At 69.5% G+C, this 24,864-nt stretch carries 27 protein-coding genes; 12 read left to right on the top strand and 15 right to left on the bottom strand.

All coding sequences use genetic code 11. The annotated features are described in order from the left end of the window. Positions 1-46 precede the first annotated feature (46 nt). A complete protein-coding gene (locus G6N28_RS13970; RefSeq protein WP_163901171.1) occupies positions 47-835 on the top strand; it encodes an alpha/beta fold hydrolase in 789 nt (262 codons plus the stop codon). On the opposite strand, the gene G6N28_RS13975 is transcribed toward G6N28_RS13970, so the two are convergent. After that, entirely contained in the window at positions 809-1,015 is a 207-nt protein-coding gene (locus tag G6N28_RS13975) for a hypothetical protein (protein ID WP_235674814.1), read from the bottom strand. The two genes, G6N28_RS13970 and G6N28_RS13975, sit on opposite strands and share 27 nt — an antisense overlap. A gap of 71 nt (positions 1,016-1,086) precedes the next feature. Between G6N28_RS13975 and G6N28_RS13980 the strand changes: the two genes are divergently transcribed. After that, positions 1,087-2,061, top strand: a complete 975-nt coding sequence (locus tag G6N28_RS13980; protein WP_163901176.1) for a GlxA family transcriptional regulator — start codon at positions 1,087-1,089, stop codon at positions 2,059-2,061. A 74-nt stretch (positions 2,062-2,135) separates the two neighbouring features. On the opposite strand, the gene G6N28_RS13985 is transcribed toward G6N28_RS13980, so the two are convergent. After that, on the bottom strand, positions 2,136-3,008 hold the full coding sequence (locus tag G6N28_RS13985; RefSeq protein ID WP_163901178.1) for an HhH-GPD family protein: 873 nt from the start codon (positions 3,006-3,008) through the stop codon (positions 2,136-2,138). Here G6N28_RS13985 and G6N28_RS13990 point away from each other — a divergent pair. Next, on the top strand, positions 3,007-3,627 hold the full coding sequence (locus tag G6N28_RS13990; RefSeq protein ID WP_163901180.1) for a carbonic anhydrase: 621 nt from the start codon (positions 3,007-3,009) through the stop codon (positions 3,625-3,627). The genes G6N28_RS13985 and G6N28_RS13990 overlap by 2 nt on opposite strands. 59 nt (positions 3,628-3,686) lie before the next feature. Then, positions 3,687-4,451, top strand: a complete 765-nt coding sequence (locus G6N28_RS13995) for a hypothetical protein (protein WP_163901182.1) — start codon at positions 3,687-3,689, stop codon at positions 4,449-4,451. 97 nt (positions 4,452-4,548) lie between these two features. On the opposite strand, the gene disA is transcribed toward G6N28_RS13995, so the two are convergent. From disA to G6N28_RS14010, 3 genes are all read right to left on the bottom strand, one after another. Next, on the bottom strand, positions 4,549-5,667 hold the full coding sequence (gene disA / locus G6N28_RS14000) for a DNA integrity scanning diadenylate cyclase DisA (protein WP_163901184.1): 1,119 nt from the start codon (positions 5,665-5,667) through the stop codon (positions 4,549-4,551). A 25-nt stretch (positions 5,668-5,692) separates the two neighbouring features. Next, positions 5,693-7,072 (bottom strand): DNA repair protein RadA, encoded by a 1,380-nt coding sequence (radA, locus tag G6N28_RS14005; RefSeq protein WP_163901186.1) that lies wholly within the window; start codon positions 7,070-7,072, stop codon positions 5,693-5,695. Between the two features lie 66 nt (positions 7,073-7,138). Then, entirely contained in the window at positions 7,139-7,714 is a 576-nt protein-coding gene (locus tag G6N28_RS14010) for a copper chaperone PCu(A)C domain-containing protein (protein ID WP_163901188.1), read from the bottom strand. 292 nt (positions 7,715-8,006) lie between these two features. Between G6N28_RS14010 and carD the strand changes: the two genes are divergently transcribed. Genes carD through rlmB form a run of 4 tightly spaced genes read left to right on the top strand, consistent with a single transcriptional unit; the run spans position 8,007 to position 11,387 of the window. Then, a complete protein-coding gene (carD, locus tag G6N28_RS14015; RefSeq protein WP_046752935.1) occupies positions 8,007-8,495 on the top strand; it encodes an RNA polymerase-binding transcription factor CarD in 489 nt (162 codons plus the stop codon). Between the two features lie 5 nt (positions 8,496-8,500). Next, complete coding sequence (gene ispF / locus G6N28_RS14020; RefSeq protein WP_163901190.1) at positions 8,501-9,016, top strand: 2-C-methyl-D-erythritol 2,4-cyclodiphosphate synthase; 516 nt, start codon at positions 8,501-8,503, stop codon at positions 9,014-9,016. A gap of 46 nt (positions 9,017-9,062) precedes the next feature. Beyond that, positions 9,063-10,454: a cysteine--tRNA ligase gene (gene cysS / locus G6N28_RS14025; protein WP_163906246.1), complete on the top strand. Its 1,392-nt coding sequence runs from the start codon at positions 9,063-9,065 to the stop codon at positions 10,452-10,454. Continuing rightward, positions 10,455-11,387 (top strand): 23S rRNA (guanosine(2251)-2'-O)-methyltransferase RlmB, encoded by a 933-nt coding sequence (rlmB, locus tag G6N28_RS14030; RefSeq protein ID WP_163901192.1) that lies wholly within the window; start codon positions 10,455-10,457, stop codon positions 11,385-11,387. It begins immediately after the preceding gene. 16 nt (positions 11,388-11,403) lie between these two features. Here the strand turns inward: rlmB and G6N28_RS14035 are convergent, their stop codons facing one another. Both G6N28_RS14035 and G6N28_RS14040 read right to left on the bottom strand, forming a co-directional pair. Next, positions 11,404-12,639, bottom strand: a complete 1,236-nt coding sequence (locus G6N28_RS14035) for an SLC13 family permease (RefSeq protein ID WP_163901194.1) — start codon at positions 12,637-12,639, stop codon at positions 11,404-11,406. Further along, positions 12,630-13,550 (bottom strand): MBL fold metallo-hydrolase, encoded by a 921-nt coding sequence (locus G6N28_RS14040; protein WP_163901196.1) that lies wholly within the window; start codon positions 13,548-13,550, stop codon positions 12,630-12,632. The genes G6N28_RS14035 and G6N28_RS14040 overlap by 10 nt, the downstream gene beginning before the upstream one ends. Before the next feature lie 83 nt (positions 13,551-13,633). On the opposite strand from G6N28_RS14040, the gene G6N28_RS14045 reads away from it, so the two are divergent. Continuing rightward, complete coding sequence (locus G6N28_RS14045; protein WP_163901198.1) at positions 13,634-13,921, top strand: WhiB family transcriptional regulator; 288 nt, start codon at positions 13,634-13,636, stop codon at positions 13,919-13,921. Here the strand turns inward: G6N28_RS14045 and G6N28_RS14050 are convergent. Both G6N28_RS14050 and bluB read right to left on the bottom strand, forming a co-directional pair. Beyond that, positions 13,887-14,660 carry a LamB/YcsF family protein gene (locus G6N28_RS14050; RefSeq protein ID WP_163901200.1) on the bottom strand — a complete coding sequence of 258 codons (774 nt, stop codon included), beginning with the start codon at positions 14,658-14,660 and terminating at the stop codon, positions 13,887-13,889. The two genes, G6N28_RS14045 and G6N28_RS14050, sit on opposite strands and share 35 nt — an antisense overlap. Next, entirely contained in the window at positions 14,653-15,324 is a 672-nt protein-coding gene (gene bluB / locus G6N28_RS14055; RefSeq protein WP_163901202.1) for a 5,6-dimethylbenzimidazole synthase, read from the bottom strand. The genes G6N28_RS14050 and bluB overlap by 8 nt, the downstream gene beginning before the upstream one ends. A 29-nt stretch (positions 15,325-15,353) precedes the next feature. Between bluB and G6N28_RS14060 the strand changes: the two genes are divergently transcribed. After that, a complete protein-coding gene (locus G6N28_RS14060; RefSeq protein ID WP_235674567.1) occupies positions 15,354-16,175 on the top strand; it encodes a sulfurtransferase in 822 nt (273 codons plus the stop codon). On the opposite strand, the gene G6N28_RS14065 is transcribed toward G6N28_RS14060, so the two are convergent. The 3 genes from G6N28_RS14065 to G6N28_RS14075 are packed head-to-tail and all read right to left on the bottom strand — an operon-like array spanning position 16,172 to position 18,758. Continuing rightward, positions 16,172-17,041: a metal ABC transporter permease gene (locus G6N28_RS14065; protein ID WP_163901204.1), complete on the bottom strand. Its 870-nt coding sequence runs from the start codon at positions 17,039-17,041 to the stop codon at positions 16,172-16,174. The two genes, G6N28_RS14060 and G6N28_RS14065, sit on opposite strands and share 4 nt — an antisense overlap. Next, positions 17,034-17,846 (bottom strand): metal ABC transporter ATP-binding protein, encoded by an 813-nt coding sequence (locus G6N28_RS14070; protein WP_163901206.1) that lies wholly within the window; start codon positions 17,844-17,846, stop codon positions 17,034-17,036. Before G6N28_RS14070 ends, G6N28_RS14065 begins: the two co-directional genes overlap by 8 nt. A gap of 3 nt (positions 17,847-17,849) precedes the next feature. Then, positions 17,850-18,758, bottom strand: a complete 909-nt coding sequence (locus G6N28_RS14075) for a metal ABC transporter solute-binding protein, Zn/Mn family (RefSeq protein WP_163901209.1) — start codon at positions 18,756-18,758, stop codon at positions 17,850-17,852. A 100-nt stretch (positions 18,759-18,858) separates the two neighbouring features. Here G6N28_RS14075 and G6N28_RS14080 point away from each other — a divergent pair, with 100 nt between their 5' ends. Further along, entirely contained in the window at positions 18,859-19,959 is a 1,101-nt protein-coding gene (locus G6N28_RS14080) for an Rv3575c family transcriptional regulator (protein WP_163901211.1), read from the top strand. On the opposite strand, the gene G6N28_RS14085 is transcribed toward G6N28_RS14080, so the two are convergent. The 3 genes from G6N28_RS14085 to kstR form a co-directional block, all read right to left on the bottom strand. Next, complete coding sequence (locus G6N28_RS14085) at positions 19,956-20,894, bottom strand: aminoglycoside phosphotransferase/kinase family protein (protein WP_163901213.1); 939 nt, start codon at positions 20,892-20,894, stop codon at positions 19,956-19,958. The two genes, G6N28_RS14080 and G6N28_RS14085, sit on opposite strands and share 4 nt — an antisense overlap. Positions 20,895-21,032: 138 nt before the next feature. Then, positions 21,033-21,791 carry a trehalose-phosphatase gene (gene otsB, locus G6N28_RS14090; protein WP_163901215.1) on the bottom strand — a complete coding sequence of 253 codons (759 nt, stop codon included), beginning with the start codon at positions 21,789-21,791 and terminating at the stop codon, positions 21,033-21,035. A gap of 2 nt (positions 21,792-21,793) precedes the next feature. After that, positions 21,794-22,474, bottom strand: coding sequence for a cholesterol catabolism transcriptional regulator KstR (gene kstR / locus G6N28_RS14095; RefSeq protein WP_163901218.1), 681 nt, complete (start codon positions 22,472-22,474; stop codon positions 21,794-21,796). A 197-nt stretch (positions 22,475-22,671) separates the two neighbouring features. Between kstR and G6N28_RS14100 the strand changes: the two genes are divergently transcribed. After that, on the top strand, positions 22,672-24,819 hold the full coding sequence (locus G6N28_RS14100; RefSeq protein ID WP_163901220.1) for an acyl-CoA dehydrogenase family protein: 2,148 nt from the start codon (positions 22,672-22,674) through the stop codon (positions 24,817-24,819). Positions 24,820-24,864: the final 45 nt, after the last annotated feature.

The following is a 24,864-nucleotide window of genomic DNA, read 5'->3' on the forward strand; positions in this document are numbered from 1 at the left end:
GGCTACCGAATCGCCGCCCGGCGCTTCGAGGCGTGATGATGTCGGCATGCAACACACCTCGGGACGCGGTCACGGCGCCCTGACCCGCCGCGGCGGCAAGGGCCGCCCGCTGGTGCTGGTGCACGGCCTGATGGGGCGGGGCAGCACCTGGTCGCGTCAGCTGCCGTGGCTGACCCGGCTCGGCGAGGTGTACACCTACGACGCGCCGTGGCACCGGGGACGCGACGTCGACGATGCGCATCCGATCAGCACCGAGCGGTTCGTCTCCGACCTCGGTGACGCGGTGGCCGACATCGGCAGGCCGGCGGTCATGATCGGGCATTCGATGGGGGCGCTGCACTCGTGGTGTCTGGCCGCCACCCACCCCGACCTGGTCGAGGCCCTGGTGATCGAGGACATGGCCCCCGACTTCCGCGGTCGCACCACCGGTCCGTGGGAGCCGTGGCTGCACGCTCTTCCGGTGGAATTCGACTCCGCGCAACAGGTTTACGACGAGTTCGGGCCCGTCGCCGGGCAGTACTTCCTCGAGGCGTTCGACCGCACCGCGACCGGCTGGCGGCTGCACGGGTACCCGAAGGTGTGGATCGAGATCGCCGCCGAATGGGGCACCCGCGACTACTGGCGTGAGTGGACCGCCGTCCGTGCGCCCGCGTTGCTCATCGAGGCGGGCAACTCCGTCACGCCGCCGGGGCAGATGCGCCGGATGGCCGAAACCGGTTGGCGCACCACATATCTGGCCGTTCATGACGCCGGCCACCTGGTGCACGACGACGCGCCGCGCGCCTACCGACAGGCGGTGGAGTCGTTTCTAGCGTCGCTCGCCGAGCGCTCCTGAGCCCGGCCACACCGGTTGCTGTTCGAAGCGGGTGCGCACGGCGTCCAGGTCGTGTTGCACGCGCAGCGCGTCGCGGTCGTCGGCCGGATCGGACCCGTAGGCGCGGCCGGCGGTCAACATGGCCATCCACAACTCATGCAGGCGCAGTTGTGACAGCAGGCGGGTCAGTGCAGTACTCATGGCAGTAATCATTCGCTAGTAAAGATCCCGCCAACAGTGGCAGGAAAGACACGTTCAGATAAAATGCTGCCATGGCATTGAAAAGCGTATCTGCGCTGGTGCTGGATGGTCTAGCGATTTTCGAGTTCGGCGTGATCTGCGAGGTGTTCGGCATCGACCGTTCCTCGGACGGCGTGCCGAACTTCGACTTCAAGGTGTGTGGGCCCCAGCCCGGGCAGCCGCTTTCCACCTCTGTCGGTGCGGCGCTGACACCCGATCACGGTCTCGACGATCTGGTCGGGGCCGACCTGGTGGCCATTCCGGCGATCGGAACCTCGGAGTATCTGCCCGAGGCGCTGGCGGCGGTCGAGGCGGCCGCCGACTCCGGCTCGATCATCCTCACGGTGTGCTCGGGCGCGTTCGTCGCCGGCGCGGCCGGCCTGCTCGACGGCAGGCCGTGCACCACTCACTGGATGCACGCCGACGAACTCGCCCGCCGGTATCCGACGGCCAAGGTCGACCGCAACGTGTTGTTCGTCGACGACGGCAACTTGATCACCAGCGCCGGTACCGCGGCCGGCATCGACGCCTGCCTGCACCTGGTGCGACGCGAGCTCGGCAGCGAGGTGACCAACAAGATCGCCCGCCGCATGGTGGTGGCGCCCCAGCGCGACGGTGGTCAGCGGCAGTACATCGACCAGCCGATCCCGGTGCGGTGTTCGGAACGCTTCGCGCCGCACCTTGATTGGATTCTGGGCAACCTCGACCAGCCACACACGGTCGCCACGTTGGCGGCCCGCGCGCACATGTCCGTTCGCACGTTCGCCCGCCGCTTCGTCGAGGAGACCGGGCGCACCCCCATGCAGTGGGTGACCGACCAGCGGGTGTTGTATGCGCGCCGCCTGCTCGAGGAGACCGACCTCGACGTCGACCGGATCGCCGAGCGTTCGGGTTTCGGCACCGCGACGCTGCTGCGCCATCACTTCCGCCGGATCATCGGCGTGACGCCGTCGGACTACCGGCGCCGGTTCGCCTGCGCCTCAGACGGGGCCGCGGCCACCGCCTGAACTCTCCGGGCGCGAACGTGGGTTACCCGCACGCCCAGACGCGGATCCGCGTGACGCAACCCCACACTCGGCGGTCACGGGTTGCCCTCACCGGCGAGCGCGTAACGACCGTCGTCGGTCTGCTCCACCAGCCCGTCGACCAGAAGCGAATCCAGGGCGCGGTCGCGCTGTGCGGTGTCGGTCTGCCACGCGACGTCGAGCTCCGCCCGGGTGACGGGAGAGTCTTTGCCGCGCAACACATCCAGCAGCCGGCCACGGGCCTGCCGGTCGGTTCCCGCGTAGCGCTGCGGCCGTCGCGCAGGGGTGGCCGAGGCCGGATATCCGCGTGCACGCCATGCGCACACGCTGAGCGGGCACCCGCCGCAGCGTGGCGCACGGGCGGTGCACACCGTGGCGCCGAGCTCCATGAGCGCAACCGAAAACCTCGGCGCGTCATCGCTTTCCGGAAGCAACGCTGCCACGTCGGTGAGATCGCGTGCCGAGGGGGCGGCGTCCGCGCGGCCGTGGACCACCCTCGCCACGACGCGGCGGACGTTGGTGTCGACGACGGGAACCCGCTGCTGGAAGGCGAAGCAGGCCACGGCACGCGCGGTGTAGGCCCCGATTCCGGGCAGTGTCAACAGCGTGTCGACATCGGCGGGCACCACGTCGTCGTACCGGGTGGCGATCACCGTCGCGCACTCGTGCAGCCGTTTGGCGCGACGCGGATAGCCGAGCTTGCCCCAGGCGCGCAGCACGTCGGCGGCGCCGGCCGCGGCGGTGGCAGACGGCGTCGGCCAGCGCGCCACCCACGCTTCCCATATCGGCTGCACCCGCGCGACAGGCGTCTGTTGCAGCATGAACTCGCTGACCACGACCTGCCACGGCGTCACACCGGGGCGCCGCCACGGCAGGTCGCGGCGTGCGCCGTCGTACCAGTCGAGCAGCTGGGGCACAATGTCAGTCATGCCGCATACCAGCCCGGTAACCGCTTGGAAAGCACTCAAAGAAGGTAACGAGCGGTTCGTCGCGGGCAAACCGCTGCATCCAAGCCAGGGAGTCGAGCACCGGGCCGGCCTCGCCGAGTCCCAGACGCCGACGGCGGTGGTGTTCGGATGTGGCGACAGCCGGGTGGCCGCCGAGTTGATCTTCGACCAGGGGCTCGGCGACATGTTCGTGGTGCGCACCGCCGGACACGTCATCGACGCCGCGGTGCTCGGCTCGGTCGAGTACGCCGTCGCGGTGCTCGACGTGCCGCTGATCGTGGTGCTGGGCCACGACAGTTGCGGGGCGGTCAAGGCGACGCTGTCGGCGCTCGACGAGGGCGTGGTGCCCGGCGGCTATGTGCGCGACATCGTCGAACGGGTCATCCCGTCGATCCTGCTGGGTCGCCGCGACGGCCTGACCAGGGTCGACGAGTTCGAGGCCCGCCACGTCATCGAGACCGGCGTGCAACTGATGGCGCGCTCGACGACCATCTCCGACGGGGTGGAGGCGGGCACGCTGGCGATCGTCGGCGCCACCTACCACCTGGCCGACGGCCGCGTAGGGTTGCGGGCCCACCTGGGCGACATCGGCGAAGCCTGACACGCGACACGCCGAGGCGCCTCGGACAACTGGGCGTGACCTGGGCTTATCGTGGCCCTGTGCTGGATCTGGAACCGCAAGGCCCGCTACCTCCGCAGATTTACTGGCGGCGCAGGGCACTGGCGCTGGGCTTGGCGGTACTGGTCATCGGCGTGATTTCGGCGATCGTGGTCGCGATCGTGGCCAACACCGGGTCGGCCGAAACCACCAACGCCGAGCAGGCGGTCCCGAGCCCGGAAGCCGCGCCGACACCACTGCCCGGAGAAAACCCCGAGGTCAAGTCGCCCGTCATGCCGCCGCCGGAGGCGGCCCCGCCGGCGACGCCGACCCCGACCGCGGCGGTCACCCCGCCGCCGGTGCTCAAGGAGGGCGACGACTGCCCGGACTCGACGCTCGCGGTCAAGGGCATCACCAACCAACCGCAGTACGTGGTGGGCGATCAGCCGAAGTTCACCATGGTGGTCACCAACATCGGCCTGGTCTCGTGCAAGCGTGACGTCGGAGCCGCCGTGCTGGCCGCCTACGTGTACGGGTTGGACAACAACCGGTTGTGGTCGAACCTGGACTGCGCACCGTCGAACGAGACGCTGGTCAAGACGTTCCAGCCGGGCGAGCAGGTGACCACGGAGGTGACCTGGACGGGGATGGGTTCGGCGCCGGGATGTCCGCTGCCGCGTGAGCCCATCGGTCCCGGTACGTACAACCTCGTGGTGCAGCTGGGCAATCTACGTTCGGCGACGGTGCCGTTCATCCTGGCCGAGCAGGCGCAGGTGCCCCATGCCGAGGGGGCGCCGCTGCCGGGTCCCGCCCCCGCCGCGGGCTGACACCCCGCTCTCGAACTTCGCCCAAAGGGACATTTGGGCGGGAAAGTGCGAGTAAATCCCGCCAAAACGTCGATCTCGACGGGGTGCGAAAACGCGGTCAGGCCAGCCGGTCGGCGATCGTGGATTCGGCCAGCTGCGAGAGGCCCTCACGGATATGGCGCGCCCACATCGAACCGATGCCTTCCACCGACTGCAGATCGCCCGCGCTGGCCGCCAGCAACCCCTGCAGCGACCCGAACGAGCGCACCAACAGGTCGACGTGGGCGAACTGCAGCCGCGGAATGCCGGCCATCGCGCGGTAGCCACGCGAACTCATCGCCGAATCCTGCGCCTCCATCGTGGACGGATACCCGAAAACCCTTGCCAGCGCGGTGAAGTCGAGCAGCTCGTTGTCAGACAGCGCATCGAGCTCGTCAAGCGTGGTCCTCACCTGTTCAGCGGTGGGCGGATCAGGGTTGGCGTGATAGTCGCGCACGATCAGCTCGCGGGCGGTGTCGTTGTCGCCGACCAGTTCCTCGACCTGAAGCTTGAGCTGCCGTCCGTCCGTACCCAGTTCGACCACGTCGGCGTCGATCTCCAGACTGATCCGGCGCACCATCTCGAGTCGCTGCACCACGGTCATCACGTCGCGCAACGTCACGAAGTCCTCGATCTCGGCCGTCGACAGCTGCCTGCTCACCTCGTCGAGGCGGGTCTTGTAGCGCTCAAGGGTGTCGATGGTCTGGTTGGCCCGCGACAGGATGGTCGCCGAATCGGGAACCACGTGGCGCTCGCCGGCGACATAGACCGTCACGATGCTCATCGAATGGCTCACCGAGATCACCGGATAACCGGTCTGGATCGCGGTGCGCTCGGCTGACCGGTGCCGGGTACCGGATTCCTCGGTCGGGATCGACGGGTCGGGCACCAGCTGCACATTGGCCCGCAGGATGCGGCTGCCGTCGCTGGAGAGCACCACCGCGCCGTCCATCTTCGAAAGTTCGCGCAGCCGGGTCGGCGCGTAGCGGATGTCGAGTTCGAAACCACCGTCGCAGATGGCTTCGACGCTGTCGTCGTACCCGATCACGATCAGCGCCCCGGTGCGGCCGCGCAGGATGCGCTCCAGACCGTCGCGCAAGGCGGTGCCCGGGGCGAGGCGTGCAAGCGTCTCGCGCATCGTGGGCCGGGCCAACTGCACCACTTTGCGCCCGGCTCGGCCGCCCGCCTTCACGGCCATCGCCCCCTCCTAAGATCGGTCGGAGTTATCGGTCATCTTTGCTGATCTCTTGCAGAACCCGCAATGCCGCGCCGATGTTGTCGGCCGCGATCGCGCGCAGACCCGCAGGCACCGATGCCACGCCCGGCGGCACCACGGCACGGCTGAAGCCCAGCCGCGCGGCCTCGGCGAGACGCCGATCCATCCCGGTGACGCGCCGCAGATCACCGGCCAGCCCGACCTCCCCGATCGCGACGACGGCGGCCGGTACCGGCAGGTTCATCCGGGACGACGCGATGGCGACCGCCACCGCCAAGTCCGCCGACGGGTCGGTCAACCGCATGCCGCCGACGGTGGACAAGTAGATGTCGTGACCGCTGATGCCAAGCTGCGCGTGCTTGTCGAGCACGGCCGTGATCATCGCGGCCCGGGCCGAGTCGATGCCGCTGACCGCGCGCCGCGCCGGACCGTTTGCTGCCGGGCCGATGAGCGCCTGCACTTCGCCGATCAGCGGTCGCTTGCCGTCCAGCGTCACGGTGATCGCGGTGCCCGCCACCGGTTTGGGCCGCAGGTCGCGGAACAATCCCGACGGATCGGCGACGCCTTCGATTCCGTTGTCGTGCAACAGGAAACAACCGACCTCGTCGGCCGCGCCGAACCGGTTCTTGACGCCGCGGACCATCCGCAGCGACGACGCGCGGTCACCCTCGAAGTGCAAGACGACGTCGACCAGATGCTCCAGTGACCGCGGACCCGCGATGGCGCCGTCCTTGGTGACGTGGCCGACGAGGATCAGCGCGACGCCCGAGGTCTTGGCGGCCATCGTGAGGGCGGTGGTGACCGCGCGCACCTGGGTGACGCCGCCGGTGACGCCGTCGGCCTCGGAGGTCGACATGGTCTGCACGGAGTCGACGACCACGAGGCTGGGCTGCACTTCCTCGATGTGGCCGAGCGCCGTGGACAGATCCGATTCGGCGGCGAGGTACACCTCGTCGTGCGTGCATCCGGTGCGTTCGGCCCGCATCCGGATCTGGCCCGCCGACTCTTCGCCCGACAGGTACAGCGCCCGCTTACCCGCCTTGGCCCACTGGTGCGCGACCTCGAGCAGCAGCGTCGACTTGCCGACGCCGGGATCGCCCGCCAACAACGTCACCGAGCCCGGCACCAGCCCGCCGCCGAGCACCCGGTCGAGCTCGTCGACGCCGGTGCGGAAGTGCTTGGTGCGGCCTGGGTCGATCGAGCTGATGGGCACGGCCGGCGATGCGGGTGCGACGGCGCGCCTTGCGGGTGCGCCGTGGACGGCGGCCAGCATCGTCACCTCGTCGACGGTGCCCCAGGTTCCGCAGTCCGGGCAGCGGCCGACCCACTTGGGGGTGAGGTGGTGGCATTCCGAGCAGCGGTACTGCGAACGCTGAGCTTTGGCCACGCTGTGACCGTAGTCCCGTAGACCGACAGAACCGCCGCGGCGAGCTGCCGTGTCGCCGATCAGCGGTCAGTGACCGCCCGAGTGACCGCCCGCCCCGCCGGTGTTCTGCACGGCTTCGCGGCGCGGGGCCTCACCGGCCGACAGCGGCACCTGCACCTTGCCTTCGCCGGCCTTCTCGAAGGTGAAGGTGAACTCGTAGGTCAGGCCGTTGGTGATCGGCTTGGTCAGCGAAACCTTGGCCTCGGCGGCCTCGGCGGCCTCCACGCTCTCCAGCGGCGTGATCTGGCCGTCGGGAGCGCCGACGATCAGGACCCCACCGGCGGGCAGCGTGGTGTCACCGGTCAGGGTCACCGAGCCGACCTCGGAGTCGATCGACACCAGCTTGTCGTCGTTCTCCCGCGACTGGTTGGACGCCTGGAACATCAGCTCGACGTCGGTGCCGGGCTGGACGAAGTCCGATGACTGGATGACCTGCAGGTGGATGTTGCGCAGGGCAACGTCGCCGATGTTTGCGCTGGTGCCGTTGACTCCGGGCTCCTGCATCGCGGTCTGGGACACCTGCCCCGCTCCGCAGCCACTCAACGCTCCACCGACTAGGACGGCGGCGGCCAGCCCGCAAGCGGCCATTTTGAAGCGGTCCACACGTGCCTCCTGCTCGACCGTCAGCGACCGGACGCGGTCGCGGGATTTCGACTATGCACAGTAGTAGGTGCGTCGCGCAGGCGGTAGCAGAGGTGGCACCCAAACCTGCCCAGCCACTGCAAAGCCCGCGCCGAGAAGGTCTGTCGGGCAGCTGTTCCGGGTCCGCGCCTTGCACGTATTCATCGCTCTGTCAAGCCCCGTTCATCTGCTGCGGTGCCCCTGACCTGCACAGTTGGTGCCCGCGTGTCTTGGCCCCGTGCTAACATTGGGATGTGAAAGGGGCTCGAAACTGATGATTTTTAAGGTCGGAGACACCGTTGTTTACCCCCACCACGGTGCTGCGTTGATCGAGGCGATTGAAACCCGAACCATCAAAGGCGAACAGAAGGAATATCTCGTCTTGAAGGTTGCCCAAGGGGACCTCACGGTTCGAGTGCCTGCCGAGAACGCAGAGTATGTCGGGGTGCGCGACGTGGTCGGCCAGGAGGGTCTGGACAAAGTCTTCCAGGTGCTCCGTGCTCCGCATACCGAGGAACCGACCAACTGGTCGCGCCGGTACAAGGCCAATCTCGAGAAGCTGGCCTCCGGTGACGTCAACAAGGTCGCCGAGGTGGTTCGCGACCTGTGGCGTCGGGACCAGGAACGCGGTCTGTCTGCAGGCGAGAAGCGGATGCTGGCCAAGGCTCGGCAGATTCTGGTCGGTGAGCTCGCGCTGGCCGAGAACACCGACGACGCCAAGGCTTCGAGCATCCTCGACGAGGTGCTGGCCGCCGCCTCCTGACGGCCATGACGGGCCTGCCACGGATCGGGCTCGGCACCGACGTTCACCCCATTGAGGCCGGACGGCCGTGCTGGCTGCTGTGCCTGTTGTTCGACGACGCCGACGGCTGCGCAGGCCACTCCGACGGGGATGTGGCTGCGCATGCATTGTGCGACGCGCTGCTGTCGGCCGCCGGACTCGGCGATCTCGGTGAGGTGTTCGGCACCGGCAGGCCCGAATGGCGCGACGCGAGCGGCGCGGACATGCTGCGCCATGTGCGCGAGCTGGTTGAGGCCGCGGGCTTGCGGATCGGCAATGCGGCGGTCCAGGTGATCGGAAACCAACCCAGGGTTGGGCCGCGGCGCACGGAGGCCCAGAAGCTGCTCTCGGAGCTGCTGGACGCCCCGGTTTCGGTGTCGGCGACGACGACCGACGGCCTCGGGCTCACCGGCCGCGGTGAGGGCTTGGCCGCGATCGCCACCGCCCTGGTTGTCGCCGCCGCCGACGGGCCGGCGCAGCCGGTGCGGGATATGCACAAATAGGCCGGTAAGCTGGCGCGTCGTGACCAATCGCGACGGAGCTCCCGCCATGCGGCTCCACGACACCATGAGCGGTGCCGTACGCGATTTCGTGCCGGTCAAACCCGGGCATGTGTCGATCTACCTGTGCGGGGCGACCGTTCAGGGGCTGCCGCACATCGGCCATGTCCGCAGCGGGGTGGCGTTCGACGTGCTGCGGCGGTGGCTGATGGCCAAGGGCTACGACGTCGCGTTCATCCGCAACGTCACCGACATCGACGACAAGATCCTCGCCAAGGCCGCCGACGCCGGCCGGCCATGGTGGGAGTGGGCCGCCACCTACGAACGCGCGTTCACGGACGCCTACAACGCGCTGGGCGTGCTTCCGCCGTCCGCTGAGCCGCGGGCCACCGGCCACATCACCCAGATGGTCGAGCTGATCGAGCGGCTGATCGAACGCGGCCACGCCTACGCCAGCGGCGGCGACGTGTACTTCGACGTGCTCAGCCTGCCCGGCTACGGCAAGTTGTCCGGCCACAAGATCGCCGACGTGCACCAGGGCGAGGGAGTGGCCACCGGCAAGCGCGACCAGCGCGACTTCACGCTGTGGAAAGGCGCCAAACCCGGCGAACCGTCCTGGCCGACGCCGTGGGGGCGGGGCAGGCCCGGCTGGCACACCGAGTGCGTGGCGATGTGCGAGGGCTACCTCGGCGCCGAGTTCGACATCCACGCCGGCGGCATGGATCTGGTGTTCCCGCATCACGAGAACGAGATCGCGCAGGCCGAGGGCGCAGGCGACCGCTTCGCGCGGTTCTGGCTGCACAACGGCTGGGTCACCATGGGCGGCGAGAAGATGAGCAAATCGCTGGGCAATGTGTTGGCGATTCCGGCTGTGCTGCAACGGGTCCGGGCGGCCGAGCTGCGGTACTACCTGGGCAGCGCCCATTACCGCTCGATGCTCGAGTTCACCGAGACCGCGTTGGCCGACGCCGCGCGGGCCTACAGCGGTATCGAGGACTTCCTGCACCGGGTGCGCAGCCGCGTCGGCGCGGTCGTGCCCGGACAGTGGACACCGAAGTTCGCCGCGGCGCTCGATGACGATCTGGCGGTGCCCGCGGCGTTGGCCGAAGTGCACGCCGCGCGCGCCGAAGGTAACCGGGCGCTGGACGCGGGCGATCACGAAACCGCCCTCGCGCAGGCGATGTCGATCCGGGCGATGATGGGCATCCTCGGCGCCGACCCGCTCGACGAGCGCTGGGAGTCCAGGGACGAGACGCGGGCCGCGCTGCGGGCCGTCGAGGTGTTGGTCACCGCCGAGCTGCAGCGCCGGGAGGACGCCAGGGCCCGGCGGGACTGGGCGGAGGCCGACGCGATCCGTGATCGGCTCAAGGAGGCCGGAATCGAGGTCACCGACACCGCCGACGGGCCACAGTGGACGCTGCTCGACGGGTATACGAAGTAGATGGCTGGCAATTCACGACGCCGGGGCGCGGTGCGCAAGCCGGGGACCAAGAAGGGCCCGAAGGTCGGCTCGGGTGGGGTGCGCAGGCGCGGCCTGGAAGGCCGCGGCCCGACCCCGCCCGCACACATGCGACCGAACCATCCCGCCGCCAAGCGCGCCGCCAAGGGTCAGCGGCGCCCTGCCCGCAAGACCGACGACACCGAGATCGTGCTGGGTCGCAACCCGGTGCTGGAGTGCCTGCGCGCCGGGGTCCCGGCCACCGCGTTGTACGTGGCGCTCGGCGCGGAGGCCGACGAGCGGTTGACCGAATCCGTTCGCATTGCGGCAGATTCGGGCATCTCCATCCTCGAGGTGCCCCGTCACGACCTCGACCGCATCGCCGCCAACGGCCTGCATCAGGGTGTGGCGCTGCAGGTGCCGCCCTACACCTACGCGCACCCCGACGATCTGCTGGCGGCCGCCACCGCCTCGGGCTCGCCGGCGCTGCTGGTGGCGTTGGACAACATCTCCGATCCCCGCAACCTCGGTGCGATCGTGCGTTCGGTCGCCGCGTTCGGCGGCCACGGCGTGCTGATCCCGCAGCGACGGTCGGCCTCGGTGACCGCGGTGGCGTGGCGCACCAGCGCCGGGGCCGCCGCCCGCCTGCCGGTGGCCAGGGCGACGAATCTGACGCGGACGCTGAAGAGTTGGGCCGACGCCGGGCTCCAGGTGGTCGGTCTGGACGCGGGGGGAGACACCCCGCTCGACGAGCTCGACGGCTCCGGGCCGATCGTCGTCGTGGTCGGCTCCGAGGGCAAGGGGTTGTCGCGGCTGGTGCGGGAGAACTGCGACATGGTGGTGTCCATTCCGATGGCGGGGCCGACCGAGTCGCTGAACGCGTCGGTGGCCGCGGGCGTGGTGCTGGCCGAGATCGCCCGTCAGCGCCGCGGCTGAGTCTGCTGAGCGGCGATCAGACGCCGAACAGCTTCATGCTCAGCCACAAGGCGAGCACCGCGACCACGAGGGTGAGTGGAACCGTGCACAGCCCGACGCGGCTGAACTCCCCGGCGCGCACCGAGATCTCGCGACGGACCACCCCTCGCCACAACAAGTTGGCCAGCGATCCGATGTAGGTGAGGTTGGGGCCGATGTTCACGCCGATCAACACGGCCAGCACGGCCCCGGGCGACGACACCAGCGGCAGCAGCACGAGCACGGCAGGCAGGTTGTTGACCACGTTGGACAACACGGCTGCCACCACGGCAAGCCCCAACAGGGCAGCCAGGCCGTGACCGGTGGGCAGCACATCGCGCACCGCGGCACCGAGGCCGTTGGTGATCACGGCGGCGACCACCACCCCAAGGCACAGCACAAACACCAGGAACGGAACATCCGCGGCCGCCACCATGCCGCGCACGCTGCTGGTGCGCCGCACCAGTCCGCGGGCCCCGAGCACGACCACCCCGGCGAGCGCTGCCCACGCCGGGGAGAACCCCAGCATCGACACCACACCGAAGCCAAGCAGCGTCAGCCCCAACACCACCAGTGGCACCACAGGTATGTGCACGGGTTCGCCGGACGGTCGAGGTGGCGCAGCGGCCGAAAGCTCGCCGGCGAAAACCCAACGCAACACCACGAATTCGACGGCGATCGCGGCCATCCAGGGCAAGGCCATGACGGCGGTGAAGTGGAAAAACGAGATTCCGGCCGCGGTGAAGGCCAAGAGGTTCGTCAGATTCGACACCGGAAGAAGCAGTGAGGCGCTGTTGGCCAGGTGCACCGTGGCGTAGGCGTGTGCCTTGGGTGGAACGGCAAGCATCCTTGCCGTCGCCAACACCACCGGCGTGAGCAGGACCACGGTCGCGTCCAGGCTCAATACCGCGGTTGTCACGGCTGCTGCGAGGAAAACCCTTGAGTAGAACCTACTTTGACTACCGACACTCGTGCGGGCCATGGCCGCCCCGACGGCGCGGAACACCCCTTCGTCGTCGCACAACCGGGCAAGTACCAGGACTGCCGCGAGAAAGCCGACCACCGGTGACAACCGGTTGACCTCGGCCATGGCGTCGGGCACGGAGATCACCCCGAAACCGATGAGCATGCCCGCGGCCGGCACCGCGACGACGGCCTCTGGCCACCGGTGGGGGCGAACGGCGGCGAAGAACACCACGACGGCCAGCGCGACCAGCGCCAGCGTCAGGCCCACGGATCGGTGCGCTGCCAGAGCGTGGGCAGATGCAACGCCACGCCGTCTTCGACGGCCAGCCGGGACAGCACCCGCATCGAGACGTCCAGATCGTCGGTCGCGTACGGCAGGGCCCGCAGCGGCTTGTGCAGCGGGCGGAAGAAGTCGTCCCAGTGGATGAGCAGCACGCGTCGGGCGCCGACCGCACGCACGGTCTCGGTCCAGTACTCGACGAGGTAGCTCTCCGGCTGCAGGCCCAGTTGTCCGACGCCCAGGCACGCCACCTCGGCCCGCTGTCCCGCCAGCGCTCCCCGTACGTAGCCGGCGCTGCCCTGGATCAGCAGGCGTCGTCCCGAGGCACGGTGGTGCAGCAGCGTCGACCACGCTTCGCCGCACCGGTACGCCGACACCCTCGCCGGCGGCACGACCGGTTCGGAGATGACGCCGGGGAACCGGTCGGGCGGGCTGTGTCGGCTCTCGATCAGGGTGACGTCGTAGCCGCCGGCGGTCACCGTCTGACCGGAATTCACCACCATCAGGCGGTCCTCCGGTAGGCCGCCACCGCGGCCGACGTGGGCCGCCGACGTGCCGCCGACCAGCCTGGCGCCGGTGCGCTCGGCCACCACCGCGCTGTCCATGGCGTGGTCGTAGTGGGTGTGCACGGGCAGGACGGCGTCGAGCCGGTCGACACCCAGGCGCGCCAGGTACCCGGCGATGCGCGACGTCGACGGCGACAACGTACGCAGGCCCAACTCGACCAGCCCGGGCCGGGAGAAGAAGCCGTCGGTCATCACCGCGGACCGGCCGTCGTCGACGAGCAGGGTGGCGACTCCCGCCCAGGTGACGGTCAACGCGGAGTCGGCGCACGCGACCGGCGCGTCGAAGTAGGACTGGTAGTCCGCCAATTTCGGGCGTCCGGGCTTCAACCGCACGAGTGCACTCTATGCGCCGCCCACGGATCACGCGGCCATGCTTTAATGAAAACGATAATCATTTGCATCACCGAAGGAGGCGGATGGCCGCGCGCTCTCATGTATGCACAGCGCAGGATCTTCAGTGGCAGCTTCGTGCCCGCTGTCGCGGGATGCCCACCGAGATCTTCTTCGTCGGCGACGGCGAGCGGGGTAAGCGCAAGACCGCACGCGAGGAATACGCGAAGCGCATCTGCCGGGCATGCCTGGTTCGTCGGGACTGTCTGCGATATGCCGTGGCTGCCGAGGAACCCCACGGTGTCTGGGGTGCGACGACCCCCACGGAGCGGGACCGGTTCACACGAACGGTCGAAGCTCGACACCCTCTTTGAGCAACCGGGTCCGGACCGCGTTCGCGATGTGCACCGCGCCCGGCGAATCGCCGTGGATACACACCGATTCCACCGTGACCGGGATCCTCGACCCGTCGACGGCGTGCACCCGGCCCGTCGCCACCATCGTCACCACCCGCTCGGCGATCTCGTCCACGTCGTGCAGCACCGCGTTGCGTTCCCGCCGCGAGACGAGTTGTCCGTCAGGGCGATACGCGCGGTCGGCGAACGCCTCGGACACCGTTCGCAGTCCCAGCTGCTGCGCCTCGGCGAAGAACGCCGAACCGGCCAGCCCGAGCACCGGCAGCTCACGGTCCACGGTGTAGACGGCCTGCGCGACCGCCCGCGCCTGGGCCCGGTTGGTGACGATCGCGTTGTACAGGGCGCCGTGCGGCTTGACGTAGCGGACCGTCGATCCCGCGGCCTGTGCCAGCGCCTGCAGGGCGCCGATCTGGTAGATGATGTCGGCGGTCAGCTCATCGGGTGGCACGTCGATGAAGCGGCGACCGAACCCCGCGAGGTCCTGGTAGCCGACTTGCGCGCCGATGGCCACGCCGCGCTCCACGGCCGCCCGGCAGGTGCGCGCCAGCGTCGCCGCGTCCCCGGCATGAAAGCCGCACGCGACGTTGGCGCTGGTGACCGTGTCGAGCATGGCGGTGTCGTCACCGAACTGCCACGGGCCGAAACTCTCGCCCAGGTCGGCGTTCAGATCGATGTGCGAAGCACCGGCGTCAGCCATGCCCCCAGCCTAGTGCGACTGGTCGCCACCGGTTCTCGGAGACGAACTCGGCCAGCGGCCGAGCATGCGCCCAGTCATCGAGTTCGAGCGCGGGCCGGTCCGGAAACTCCGGGACCGGGCCCAGGCACAGGATCGCCACCGGTTCGGCGCCTTCCGGGATGCCGAGCAGTTCGGCCAGCGACGCGGGCTCGAAGATCGACACCCAGCCCATGCCGAGCCCTTCGGCGCGCGCCGCCAGCCACATGTTCTGGATCGCGCACGACACCGAAGCCAGGTCCATCTGCGGCAGCGTGCGCCTGCCGAACACGTGCGCCTCGCGGCCGTCGCCGAGGGCCACCACGAAAAGCTCGGCGCATTCCAGGATTCCCTCGACCTTGAGGGCCAGGAATTCCTCGCCGCGCGGCCCCAACGCACGCGCGGTGCGCAACCTCTCCTCGTCGACCAGGCTGTGAATCTGCTTGCGCAGCCGCGGATCGGTGATGCGGATGAACCGCCACGGCTGCATGAGGCCGACGCTGGGCGCGGCGTGCGCGGCCCGCAGCAGCCGGGCCAGCACGTCCTCGCCGACGGTGCTGTTGGGCACGAAGCGGCGCATGTCGCGGCGCTCGGCGATGGCGCGGTAGACAGCGCGCCGCTCGGCGGAACTGAACGCGTGTCTGCTCACCGGCCCAGCTTAAGTGGCACGATCGTCGGGTGACCCGTGACCATGTGCTGATCAGCGCGCGCACGCTCGCCCGCCGCCTCGACGCGGGTGAGCGGCCGACGATCCTCGACGTCCGTTGGCAGCTGGGCGAACCCGACGGGCGCGGCGCATACGAGCGCGGCCACATTCCCGGCGCCGTCTACGTGTCGCTGGAAGACGAACTGTCCGATCACGCGGTGACCGGGCAGGGCCGACATCCGCTGCCTTCGGGCCGTTCCGTGGAGGCCGCGGCGCGACGCTGGGGCGTGCGGGCGGCGACGCCGGTGGTGGTGTACGACGACTGGAACCGGGCGGGCTCGGCGCGGGCGTGGTGGGTGCTGACCGCGGCGGGCATCGCCGACGTGCGCATTCTCGACGGCGGTCTCGCGGCGTGGACGGCGGCAGGCGGGGCGCTGGAAACCGGCGTCGTCGCACCCGAACCGGGCGACGTCGCCGTCGCACATGACGACCTGTACTCCGGTGCCCGCCGCACGCTGACCGCCGAGCAGGCAGCGCGCGTGCCGCTGCTGGACGCGCGGGCACCCGAACGGTTCCGCGGCGACGTCGAACCGATCGACCCTGTCGCAGGGCATATTCCGGGGGCACGAAACCTGCCCAGCACCAGCCTGCTGGCCGACGACGGCACGTTTCTGCCCGACGCGCAACTCGTGCGGCTGGCTGGTGACGACGTCGCCGGCGCGTACTGCGGATCCGGCATCACCGCGTCGGTGGTCGTCGCCGCGCTTGCCGCGGCAGGCCGCGACATCGCGCTGTATCCAGGCTCGTGGTCGCAATGGTGTTGTGACCCGGCACGTCCCGTCGAACGCGGCTAGCCGGCCGACGACGGACGGGTCCGGCGGCGGCCCGCCACCCAGCACACCAGGAAGATGGCGAACGAGATCGTGGTGACGAACACCGACACCGGCACACCTGGGGCGAGGGACAGCAGAATGCCGCCCACCGCGGAGATCTCGGCGAAGACCACCGACGCCGCGATGGTCGCGCCGGGGGAGACGAACACCCGCGCGGCGGCGGCCGCCGGGGTGATCAACAACGACATCACCAGCAGGGCGCCGACGATCTGTACACCTTGCGCGGCCGTCACTCCGACCAGCGCGGCGAATACAATCCCCAACGCGCGCACCGGAACTCCGCGCCCAGCGGCTACTTCGGGATCGACGGTGGCGAACAGCAGCGGCCGGTAGGACACCACGAGCACCGCGACTACGGCCACCGAAACCGCGGCCAGCAGCGTCAGTCCCGAGTACCCGACGCCGACGATCTGGCCGGTCAGCAGCGCGAAGCTGGTGCCGGTGCGGCCCGGATACAGGTGGATGAACAGCACCGCCAGGCCGAGTCCGAACGCCAGCACCACCCCGATCGCCGAATCCCGTTCGCGGGCACGCTGACCCAAGAAGCCGAACAGCACGGCGGCCAGCGCGCACCCGACCAGCGCCCCCACTCCGACGTTGAATCCCGCCAGCAGCGCGAAAGCCGCTCCGGTGAGCGACAACTCGCTGGAGCCGTGCACCGCGAACGACATCTGCCGCATCACGATGAACGGTCCGATCAGCCCCGACACCAGTGCCAGCAACGCGGCGGCGAGCAGCGCCTGCTGAACGAAGTCGCGGTGCAGCAGGTCCGCGGTCACCTCGAAGGACAGCAGGTTGTTGAGCAGATCGCGGAGCCGGTCAGTCATGGACGTGTCCGCTCGCATGGCCGGAGTGGTCGATGTGCTCGCCGAGCACGACGTAGCGGTTACGCACCTTCACCACGTCGATGTCGGCCCGGTACAACTCCGACAGCGTGGCCGAGGTCATCACCTCTTCCACGGTGCCGATGCGAAATCTGCCGCCGACCAGGTAGAGCACCCTGTCCACATACGGCACAACGGGATTGACTTCGTGGGTGACGAAAAGTACGGCGGTGTCGGCTTCACGTCGCCTGGTGTCGATCAGCCTCGACACCAACCGGGCGTTGGCCGGGTCCAGGTTGAGCAACGGCTCGTCGCACAGCAGCAGTTCCGGATCGGTCGTCAGCGCCTGGGCGATCCGCAGCCGCTGTAGCTCGCCGCCGGACATCACCCCGACCGGCGCCCGGGCCAGCGCCTGCCCGTTGACCTGTCCGAGGGCTTTTTCGACGGCCGCGCGTTTGGCGGCGCGGTGCCGCAGTGTCGTGATCCCCCAGCGGTGCCCGTCGTATCCGAGCCCGACCAGATCGTAGCCTCGTAACGTGAGCCCCTGGTCGACCGATCGGTGTTGGGGCACGTAACCGATTCGGGCGCTGCCCTTTTCGACCGCGCTTCCGCAGACCTTCACCGATCCGGCGGTCAGCGGCAGCTGCCCCAGCAACACCTTGAGCAGCGATGTCTTCCCGGTGCCGTTGGGTCCGAGGACGGCGAGGAATTCACCGGCGCGCACGGTGAGATCGAGCTGATCCCACAGCACGCGGTCGCCGAACGCCAGGCGTGCGCCGGTGAGTTCGGCGACGACGTCCACGGCCACGGGCTATCGGCCCGCCTTTGCGGCGGTATCCAGTTGGGCGGCGAGCTGTTCGGCGGTCTGACGCTGCCAGCTCAGGTAGTCGGTGCCCTCGGGGAGGGTTTCGGTGACCGTGACGACAGGAACCCCGGCGCGGGTCGCCGCCTCGCGCAGCTGCCTGGTCACCCCGGTCTCGGTCTGCGGATTGAACAGCACCGCCGAGACTTCGCGGTCCTCGATCAGGTCGAGCATCATCGCCAGGTCGGCCGGTGACGGGTCGGCGTCCTCCTCGACCGCGTTGGTGAACCCCCCGGGGGTGTTGTCGGTGATGCCCGCGTTGGCGAGCAGGTAATGCGCGACGGGCTCGGTGGCCACCACTGCCGCTCCCGGGTGGGCCTGGGCGATGGCTCGCTCGATCGCAAGGACTTCGTCGGCGCCGGCGCCGAACGTGGCGGCGTTGGCGCGGTAGGCATCGGCGTGGTCGGGGTCGGCCTCGGCCAACCGGTCGGCGATCTCCGCGGCGACGGCCTTGGCGGTGGCGGGATCGTAGAAGACGTGTTCGTTCGCCGAGCCCTGCGGATCGGGGCGCAGCGAGTACGCGTCGACGGCCGCCACGTCGGGATGGTTGGCCAGCACGTCCTGCACCCACTGGTCGTAGTGGCCGCCGTTGTAGACCACCAGCGATGCATCGGTGATCGCGGCGGCGTCGGCGGGGGTGGCCTGAAACGAGTGCGGGTCGGCGACGGTGCCGTTGACGATGGAGGTGACCGACGCGTGGTCGCCGACGACGGCGTCGGCGACGCTGCCCCACACGTCGGTGGAGGCCACGACGGTCACGGCGCCGTCGTGCTCATGGGGAGATGCGCTTTGCTGGCTGCATCCGACCAGCCCGGCCGTCGCCGCCACCGCCACGACGGCGGCCCAACCTGCACGCATGCGCACTCCCCTTGCAGCTAGATAACAATGAAAACCGTTTCCAAAAACTCTAATGCACGGTAGCCCGGTACGCGCAAGTCGATGGGCTAACGTCCAGAAGATGTCGAGGAGTCCCACGCCCAGGCGGCGTGCGACCCTGGCCTCGCTGGCCGCCGAGCTCAAGGTCTCGCGCACCACGATCTCCAACGCCTACAACCGCCCTGACCAGCTGTCGGCGGACCTGCGCGAGCGGGTGCTCGCCACGGCCAAGCGGATGGGCTATCCCGGCCCGGACCCGGTGGCGCGGTCCTTGCGGACCCGCAAGGCCGGCGCCGTCGGCCTGATGATCACCGAGCCGCTCAACTACTCGTTCAGCGATCCCGCCGCGCTGGACTTCGTCGCGGGGCTCGCGGAGTCCTGCGAGGAGGCCGGGCAGGGTTTGCTGTTGGTGGCGATCGGACCGAATCGCACCGTCAGCGAAGGGTCGGCGGGGGTGCTGGCCGCGGGCGTCGACGGCTTCGTGGTGTACTCGGCGTCCGACGACGACCCGTACTTGCCCGTCGTGCAGCAACGGCACCTGCCGGTGGTGGTGGTGGATCAGCCCAAGGATGTGCCCGGCTTGTCGCGGGTCGGTATCGACGACCGCGACGCAATGCGTCGGCTCGCCGAATACATTGTGGGCCTTGGCCATACCGAGATCGCGTTGTTGACGATGCGGCTGGACCGGGACTGGCCGTATGCCGGCCCACGGCCGACGGTGGCCGACCCGGCGCGGCTGGGGATGCCGCACTTCCACGTCCAGCGGGAGCGCATCCAGGGGGTGTACGACGCGATGGCCGCGGCCGGGCTGGACCCGGCGTCGCTGACGGTGGTGGAGAGCTATGAGCACCTGCCGACGTCGGGCGGGGCGGCCGCGGAGGTGGCGCTGGAGGCCAACCCGCGGGTGACCGCGCTGATGTGCACGGCCGATGTGCTGGCGCTTTCGGCGATGGACTACTTGCGGGCCAACGGCGTCTACGTGCCGGGCCAGATGACCGTGACCGGTTTCGACGGGGTGCCGGAGGCGCTGCGGCGGGGCCTGACGACCGTGGTGCAGCCCAGCCTCGAGAAGGGCCGGCGTGCCGGGCAGCTGCTACACCGTCCGCCGCGGTCGGGGCTGCCGGTCGTCGAGCTGCTCGACACCGAGGTGGTGCGGGGCCGCACCAGCGGACCGCCCGCCTAAAGTTCGTGCAGTTCCGGGGTGGTGCGCAGCGTCTCGATCATCGGCGCCACGGCGTCCTGCAGCGGCGGCAGTTCCGGCGCCATCGCCAGGGCGGCGACGACGGCCAACCGCGCTCCCGCCTCGGTGACCCGAAACACCCGCTGGTCGACCGGGCGCAAGCCGAGCGCGGTGACGGCCTCGTTGTAGGTGGCGACGTCGTCGGGTCCGAGCAGCGCCAGATCGGATTCGACGGCGCCCACCGTGACCATCTCGAAGTCCGACCACAGCTCGCCGCGGCTGGTGGTGAGCATGTTGTAGTAGGGCGCGTCACCGTGGATGACCTGTAGCTCGACGTCGGGAAAATGGGCTTCGAATGCCCCGCGTGACGTGAGCACCGGCGCGATCACCGTCCATTCCCGTTGGGCGCGAGCCAGATCCGACGCCGGCAGCAGGTCGTCGCGGCCCTGCAGCGCCGCCAGCCCGTCGGGGATGTTGGCGAAGGGGGCCCAGAATCGGAGGTCGCTGCTGTCGTAGTCGCGCAGCGCCGCGTGCAGCCGGGCGGTCTGTTCGAGGCGTTCGGACATGCTCGGTTCGGCGTCGGACACCGTTTCGACGAACTGCCAGAACGTCATCGAAAAGCCGTCGCGGCGAACGGGTTCGGCGGGCAGGAGCGGGCTGGGCGGGACCACCGGATGACCTTGTTCGGCGAGCCGGCTCGCCACCGCGAGTTCGGCGCGCTGCTGGGCCGCCTGGACGTCCGGTGTGTTCTGGTACGACGGCGGCAGCACGGTCGGCACCCGTGCCACCACCGGCGCCGGCGCCAGGTGCACGACGACGGAGAACATGTCGTGCAGCACGCGGGCGTCGTCGACTTGCAGTCCCAACTCGGCGCCGGCCGCTGTGGCGGCCGACACCGCCCGAGCGGTGCGTGCGGAGAGGTCGTCGGGGGTGAGCATTCGCGTCAGTATTGCGGCGGCGCGGGCCGGCGTCGACCCCTTTTCTCGGTGCCGAGATCGACGGTGCCGAGCGCCGAGGTCGACGAAATGGCGAGTTTTACTCGAACTTTCCCGCCCGTTTGTCCCTTTGGGCGAAAATTACGCGGCGCGGCGGGCGTCGAGGAGGTACTGCAGCGCTTCGGCGACATCCTCCGGCGTATCGACGCGATACTCCGCGAGCGACTCCCCGGGCCCGACCTTCACGGTCACATCAGAGCCGCCCCGCAGCCGCCGAAACACCTTCTCGTCGGTCACGTCATCGCCGAAAAATACCACCGCCGAAGCGTTTTCCTGCTGACGCAGGATGTCGAGGGCCAGCCCCTTGTCGGTCTGGATCACCGCGAACTCCAGCACCGCCTTACCCTCGGTAAGCTGCGCGTCCCACGAGTCGGCGGCCGCGCGCGCCTCCGCCAACGCCGCCTCCCCGTCCGCCGCTGAGGCGTTGCGGACATGCAGCGCGACGCTGGCCGGTTTGGTTTCCACGGTGACACCGGGCCGATCGGCGGCGATCGCCCGCAGTTCGGCGGTGATGCGCTCCAACAGATCGCGGTCGATGTCGTGGGCGAAGCCGGACGTGAACTCCGCGCCGTGGCTGCCGACCAGATGCAATCGCGGCGGCGCCTGCGAAAACCCCGACAATGAACGCAGCACCTCCAGCGCACGGCCGGAGATCACCGCCGCGGCGGTGTCGGGCAGGTCGGCGAGTTGGGCCAGGGCGTCGGTGGCCGCGGCCAGCGGGCGGGCGTCGGCCGGATTGGCCACGATCGGTGCCATGGTGCCGTCGAAGTCGGATGCGACCAGCAGTCGCGGCACCGCGGCGACCGAGGTGAGCGCACGCTGCAGATCGGCCGGAAGCACCCCTAGATCTTAGGGTGCTCGCCGTCGCCGATGAGCAGTCGCACGGCGAGGTCCAGACGCTTGCTGACGTCGGTGGCCGACGCCCGCCGGGTCAGCCAGGCCAACAGGTTCGACAGCCACACATCCGAGATCACCCGCGCGATGTGGTACTGGTCCTCGGTTGGTTCGCCGTCGGCCATGGCACGCGCGAACATCGAATCCATCAGCTTGCCGACGTGATCGACCTCACCGGCTGCCGACGCGTCGGCGAACACGAAGGCCCGTGTCATCGCCTCGGTCAGCAGCGGGTTGCGCTGCATCGCGCGGTTGAGCTTGCTCACCATGAAATTCAGCCGCTGATACGGCGTGCCCCCGGACATCGCTGCGCGGTCGGTCTTGGCGTCGATGCGCTCGAACTCGCGGCCAAGCGCCGACACCAGCAGATGCACCTTCGACGGGAAGTAGCGGTAGAGGGTTCCGACCGCGACGTCGGCGCGTTCGGCGACCGCACGCATCTGAACCGCCTCGTAGCCGCCCTTGGACGCGATGGCCAGGGTGGCGTCGAGGATGCGCTTGCGGCGCTCCCGTTGGGCTTCGGAACCGAGTTCGGACTCGGTGAGCACGGCCACGTTCATCACCTGCCGCGGCCGCGAACCCGACCCTGTATCCGGACTGGTTCGTGCGGGCTGCGGCGGGCCGGACATGCGGTGGTCAGCTCCTTCATCTTTCGCGCTCGCCAAAAACGATACGCATGCCGATCCTCATTTTCTCACCTCGGCACCGGAGTGACACCGACGTGGTCCTGCTGTAATGGCGGTCGACTTGACGGTCGACCGCTGGCACTATTAGAACACGTTCTAGTGAGGAGCACCGCCTTCTCGCCCAAACGCTAGGAGTCTCGGTGTCGGTGTCGTCCAAACAGCCCGTTGCTGACGAGCAGCTTGCCGTGCGTGAACTGGTCCAGAGCTGGGCTGCGGGGTCGGGTGCCATCCAGGCCGCGCGCGACGTCGAACGCGGCAACGCCGACGCCTGGCGACCCGTGTACGACGGCGTGGCCCAGCTAGGGATATTCGGCGTGGCGCTCCCGGAGGAACACGGAGGCGCCGACGGAACGGTCGAGGACTTGTGCGCGATGGTCGACGAGGCCGCCGCCGCGCTGGTGCCCGGCCCGCTCGCCACCACCGCGTTGGCCACCCTGGTGGCCGAACACCCGGATGTGTTGCAGGCGCTTGCCTCCGGTGAGCAGGTCGCCGGGGTCGCGTTGACGGCCGACCTGAGGATCGACGACGGCCGAGTGTCGGGCACCGCCGAGTACGTGTTGGGCGCCGACGCCTCCGGCGCGCTGGTGCTGCCGGCGGGGGAGGCGTTCGTTCTGGTCGACGCCACCGCCCAGGGGGTGTCGGTCGAACCGCTGAAGGCCACCGACTTCTCCCGGCCGCTGGCACGCGTCGTGCTGGACTCGGCCCCGGCCGAGGCGCTCTCCGCGTCCCGGCAACGCGTCACGGATCTGGCCGCGACGGTGCTGGCCGCCGAGGCCGCCGGGATCGCGCGCTGGACGCTGCAGACCGCGACCGAGTACGCGAAGGTGCGTGAGCAGTTCGGCAAGCCGATCGGCAGCTTCCAGGCCGTCAAGCACATGTGCGCTGAGATGCTGCTACGTTCCGAGCAGGCATCGGTGGCGGCGCGCGACGCCGCGCGGGCCGCCGCAGCCGACTCCGAGGGGCAACAGCTGTCGATCGCCGCCGCAGTCGCCGCGGCCGCAGGCATCGACGCGGCCAAGGCCAACGCCAAGGACTGCATCCAGGTGCTCGGCGGCATCGGCATCACCTGGGAGCACGACGCGCACCTGTATCTGCGCCGCGCCTACGGCATCGAACATTTCCTCGGCGGCGCGCAGCGCTGGTTGCGGCGCATCACCGAGCTCACCCAGTCGGGCGTGCGCCGCGAGCTGGACATCGACCTGGATTCGGTGGCCCATCTGCGGCCCGAAATCGCTTCCGCGGTCGCCGAAATCGCGAAGCTTCCCGTCGAGAAGCGTCAGGTGGCGCTGGCCGAGGCGGGCCTGCAGGCGCCGCACTGGCCACGCCCCTACGGGCGGGAGGCCGGTCCCGCCGAGCAGCTGCTGATCGACCGGGAGCTCGCGGCGGCCGGCGTCGCGCGGCCCGATCTGGTGATCGGATGGTGGGCCGTGCCAACCATTCTCGAGTACGGCAGCCCGGAGCAGATCGAACGGTTCGTGCCTCCCACGCTGCGCGGAGAACTGATCTGGTGCCAGCTGTTCAGCGAGCCGGGCGCCGGCTCCGACCTGGCTGCGTTGCGCACCAAGGCCGTTCGGGCCGACGGCGCGACCGCGAGCGGCGCAAAAGGCTCCGGGTGGAAGTTGACCGGCCAGAAGGTGTGGACCTCGGCGGCGCAGAAGGCGCACTGGGGAGTCTGCCTGGCCCGCACCGACCCGGACGCGCCAAAACACAAGGGCATCACCTACTTCCTTGTCGACATGACATCGCCGGGCATCGTCATCCGGCCGCTGCGCGAGATCACCGGCGACGAGCTGTTCAACGAGGTGTTCTTCGACGAGGTCTTCGTGCCCGACGAGATGGTCGTCGGCCAGGTGAACGACGGTTGGCGGTTGGCCCGCACGACGCTGGCCAACGAGCGGGTCGCGATGGCGGCCGGCACCGCGTTGGACAACCCGATGGAGGAACTGCTCGAGACGGTGGCCACGCTGAATCTCGATGTCGCCGAACAGGATCGGCTCGGGGCGTTGATCGTGGCCGCGCAGGTGGGCGCGCTGCTGGACCAGCGGATCGCCGAGCTCGCGGTGAGCGGTCAGGACCAGGGCCCCCAGGCCAGCACACGCAAGCTGATCGGTGTGCGCTACCGCCAGGCGCTGGCCGAGCTGCGGATGGAGCTGTCCGACGGCGGCGGCGTCGTCGAGAACAACACCGTGCACGACTTCCTCAACACACGCTGCCTGACCATCGCCGGGGGCACCGAGCAGATCCTGCTCACCTTGGCAGGGGAGCGGCTGCTGGGCCTACCCCGCTAGTTCGTTACGCCGAGCAGACGCGAACTCCCCTGATTCCCCGCCGAA

Origin of the sequence: Mycolicibacterium pulveris (assembly GCF_010725725.1) — a bacterium.
GTDB classification, from domain to species: Bacteria; Actinomycetota; Actinomycetes; order Mycobacteriales; family Mycobacteriaceae; genus Mycobacterium; species Mycobacterium pulveris.

Bases quoted from the DNA above. Each gene is read 5' to 3' on its own strand.
- G6N28_RS13970 (WP_163901171.1), top strand. From the start codon at position 47: ATGCAACACACCTCGGGACGCGGTCACGGCGCCCTGACCCGCCGCGGC.
- G6N28_RS13975 (WP_235674814.1), bottom strand. From the start codon at position 1,015: ATGAGTACTGCACTGACCCGCCTGCTGTCACAACTGCGCCTGCATGAG.
- G6N28_RS13980 (WP_163901176.1), top strand. From the start codon at position 1,087: ATGGCATTGAAAAGCGTATCTGCGCTGGTGCTGGATGGTCTAGCGATT.
- G6N28_RS13990 (WP_163901180.1), top strand. From the start codon at position 3,007: ATGCCGCATACCAGCCCGGTAACCGCTTGGAAAGCACTCAAAGAAGGT.
- G6N28_RS13985 (WP_163901178.1), bottom strand. From the start codon at position 3,008: ATGACTGACATTGTGCCCCAGCTGCTCGACTGGTACGACGGCGCACGC.
- disA (WP_163901184.1), bottom strand. From the start codon at position 5,667: ATGGCCGTGAAGGCGGGCGGCCGAGCCGGGCGCAAAGTGGTGCAGTTG.
- carD (WP_046752935.1), top strand. From the start codon at position 8,007: ATGATTTTTAAGGTCGGAGACACCGTTGTTTACCCCCACCACGGTGCT.
- ispF (WP_163901190.1), top strand. From the start codon at position 8,501: ATGACGGGCCTGCCACGGATCGGGCTCGGCACCGACGTTCACCCCATT.
- cysS (WP_163906246.1), top strand. From the start codon at position 9,063: ATGCGGCTCCACGACACCATGAGCGGTGCCGTACGCGATTTCGTGCCG.
- rlmB (WP_163901192.1), top strand. From the start codon at position 10,455: ATGGCTGGCAATTCACGACGCCGGGGCGCGGTGCGCAAGCCGGGGACC.
- G6N28_RS14045 (WP_163901198.1), top strand. From the start codon at position 13,634: ATGGCCGCGCGCTCTCATGTATGCACAGCGCAGGATCTTCAGTGGCAG.
- G6N28_RS14050 (WP_163901200.1), bottom strand. From the start codon at position 14,660: ATGGCTGACGCCGGTGCTTCGCACATCGATCTGAACGCCGACCTGGGC.
- G6N28_RS14065 (WP_163901204.1), bottom strand. From the start codon at position 17,041: ATGACTGACCGGCTCCGCGATCTGCTCAACAACCTGCTGTCCTTCGAG.
- G6N28_RS14075 (WP_163901209.1), bottom strand. From the start codon at position 18,758: ATGCGTGCAGGTTGGGCCGCCGTCGTGGCGGTGGCGGCGACGGCCGGG.
- G6N28_RS14080 (WP_163901211.1), top strand. From the start codon at position 18,859: ATGTCGAGGAGTCCCACGCCCAGGCGGCGTGCGACCCTGGCCTCGCTG.
- G6N28_RS14085 (WP_163901213.1), bottom strand. From the start codon at position 20,894: ATGCTCACCCCCGACGACCTCTCCGCACGCACCGCTCGGGCGGTGTCG.
- kstR (WP_163901218.1), bottom strand. From the start codon at position 22,474: ATGTCCGGCCCGCCGCAGCCCGCACGAACCAGTCCGGATACAGGGTCG.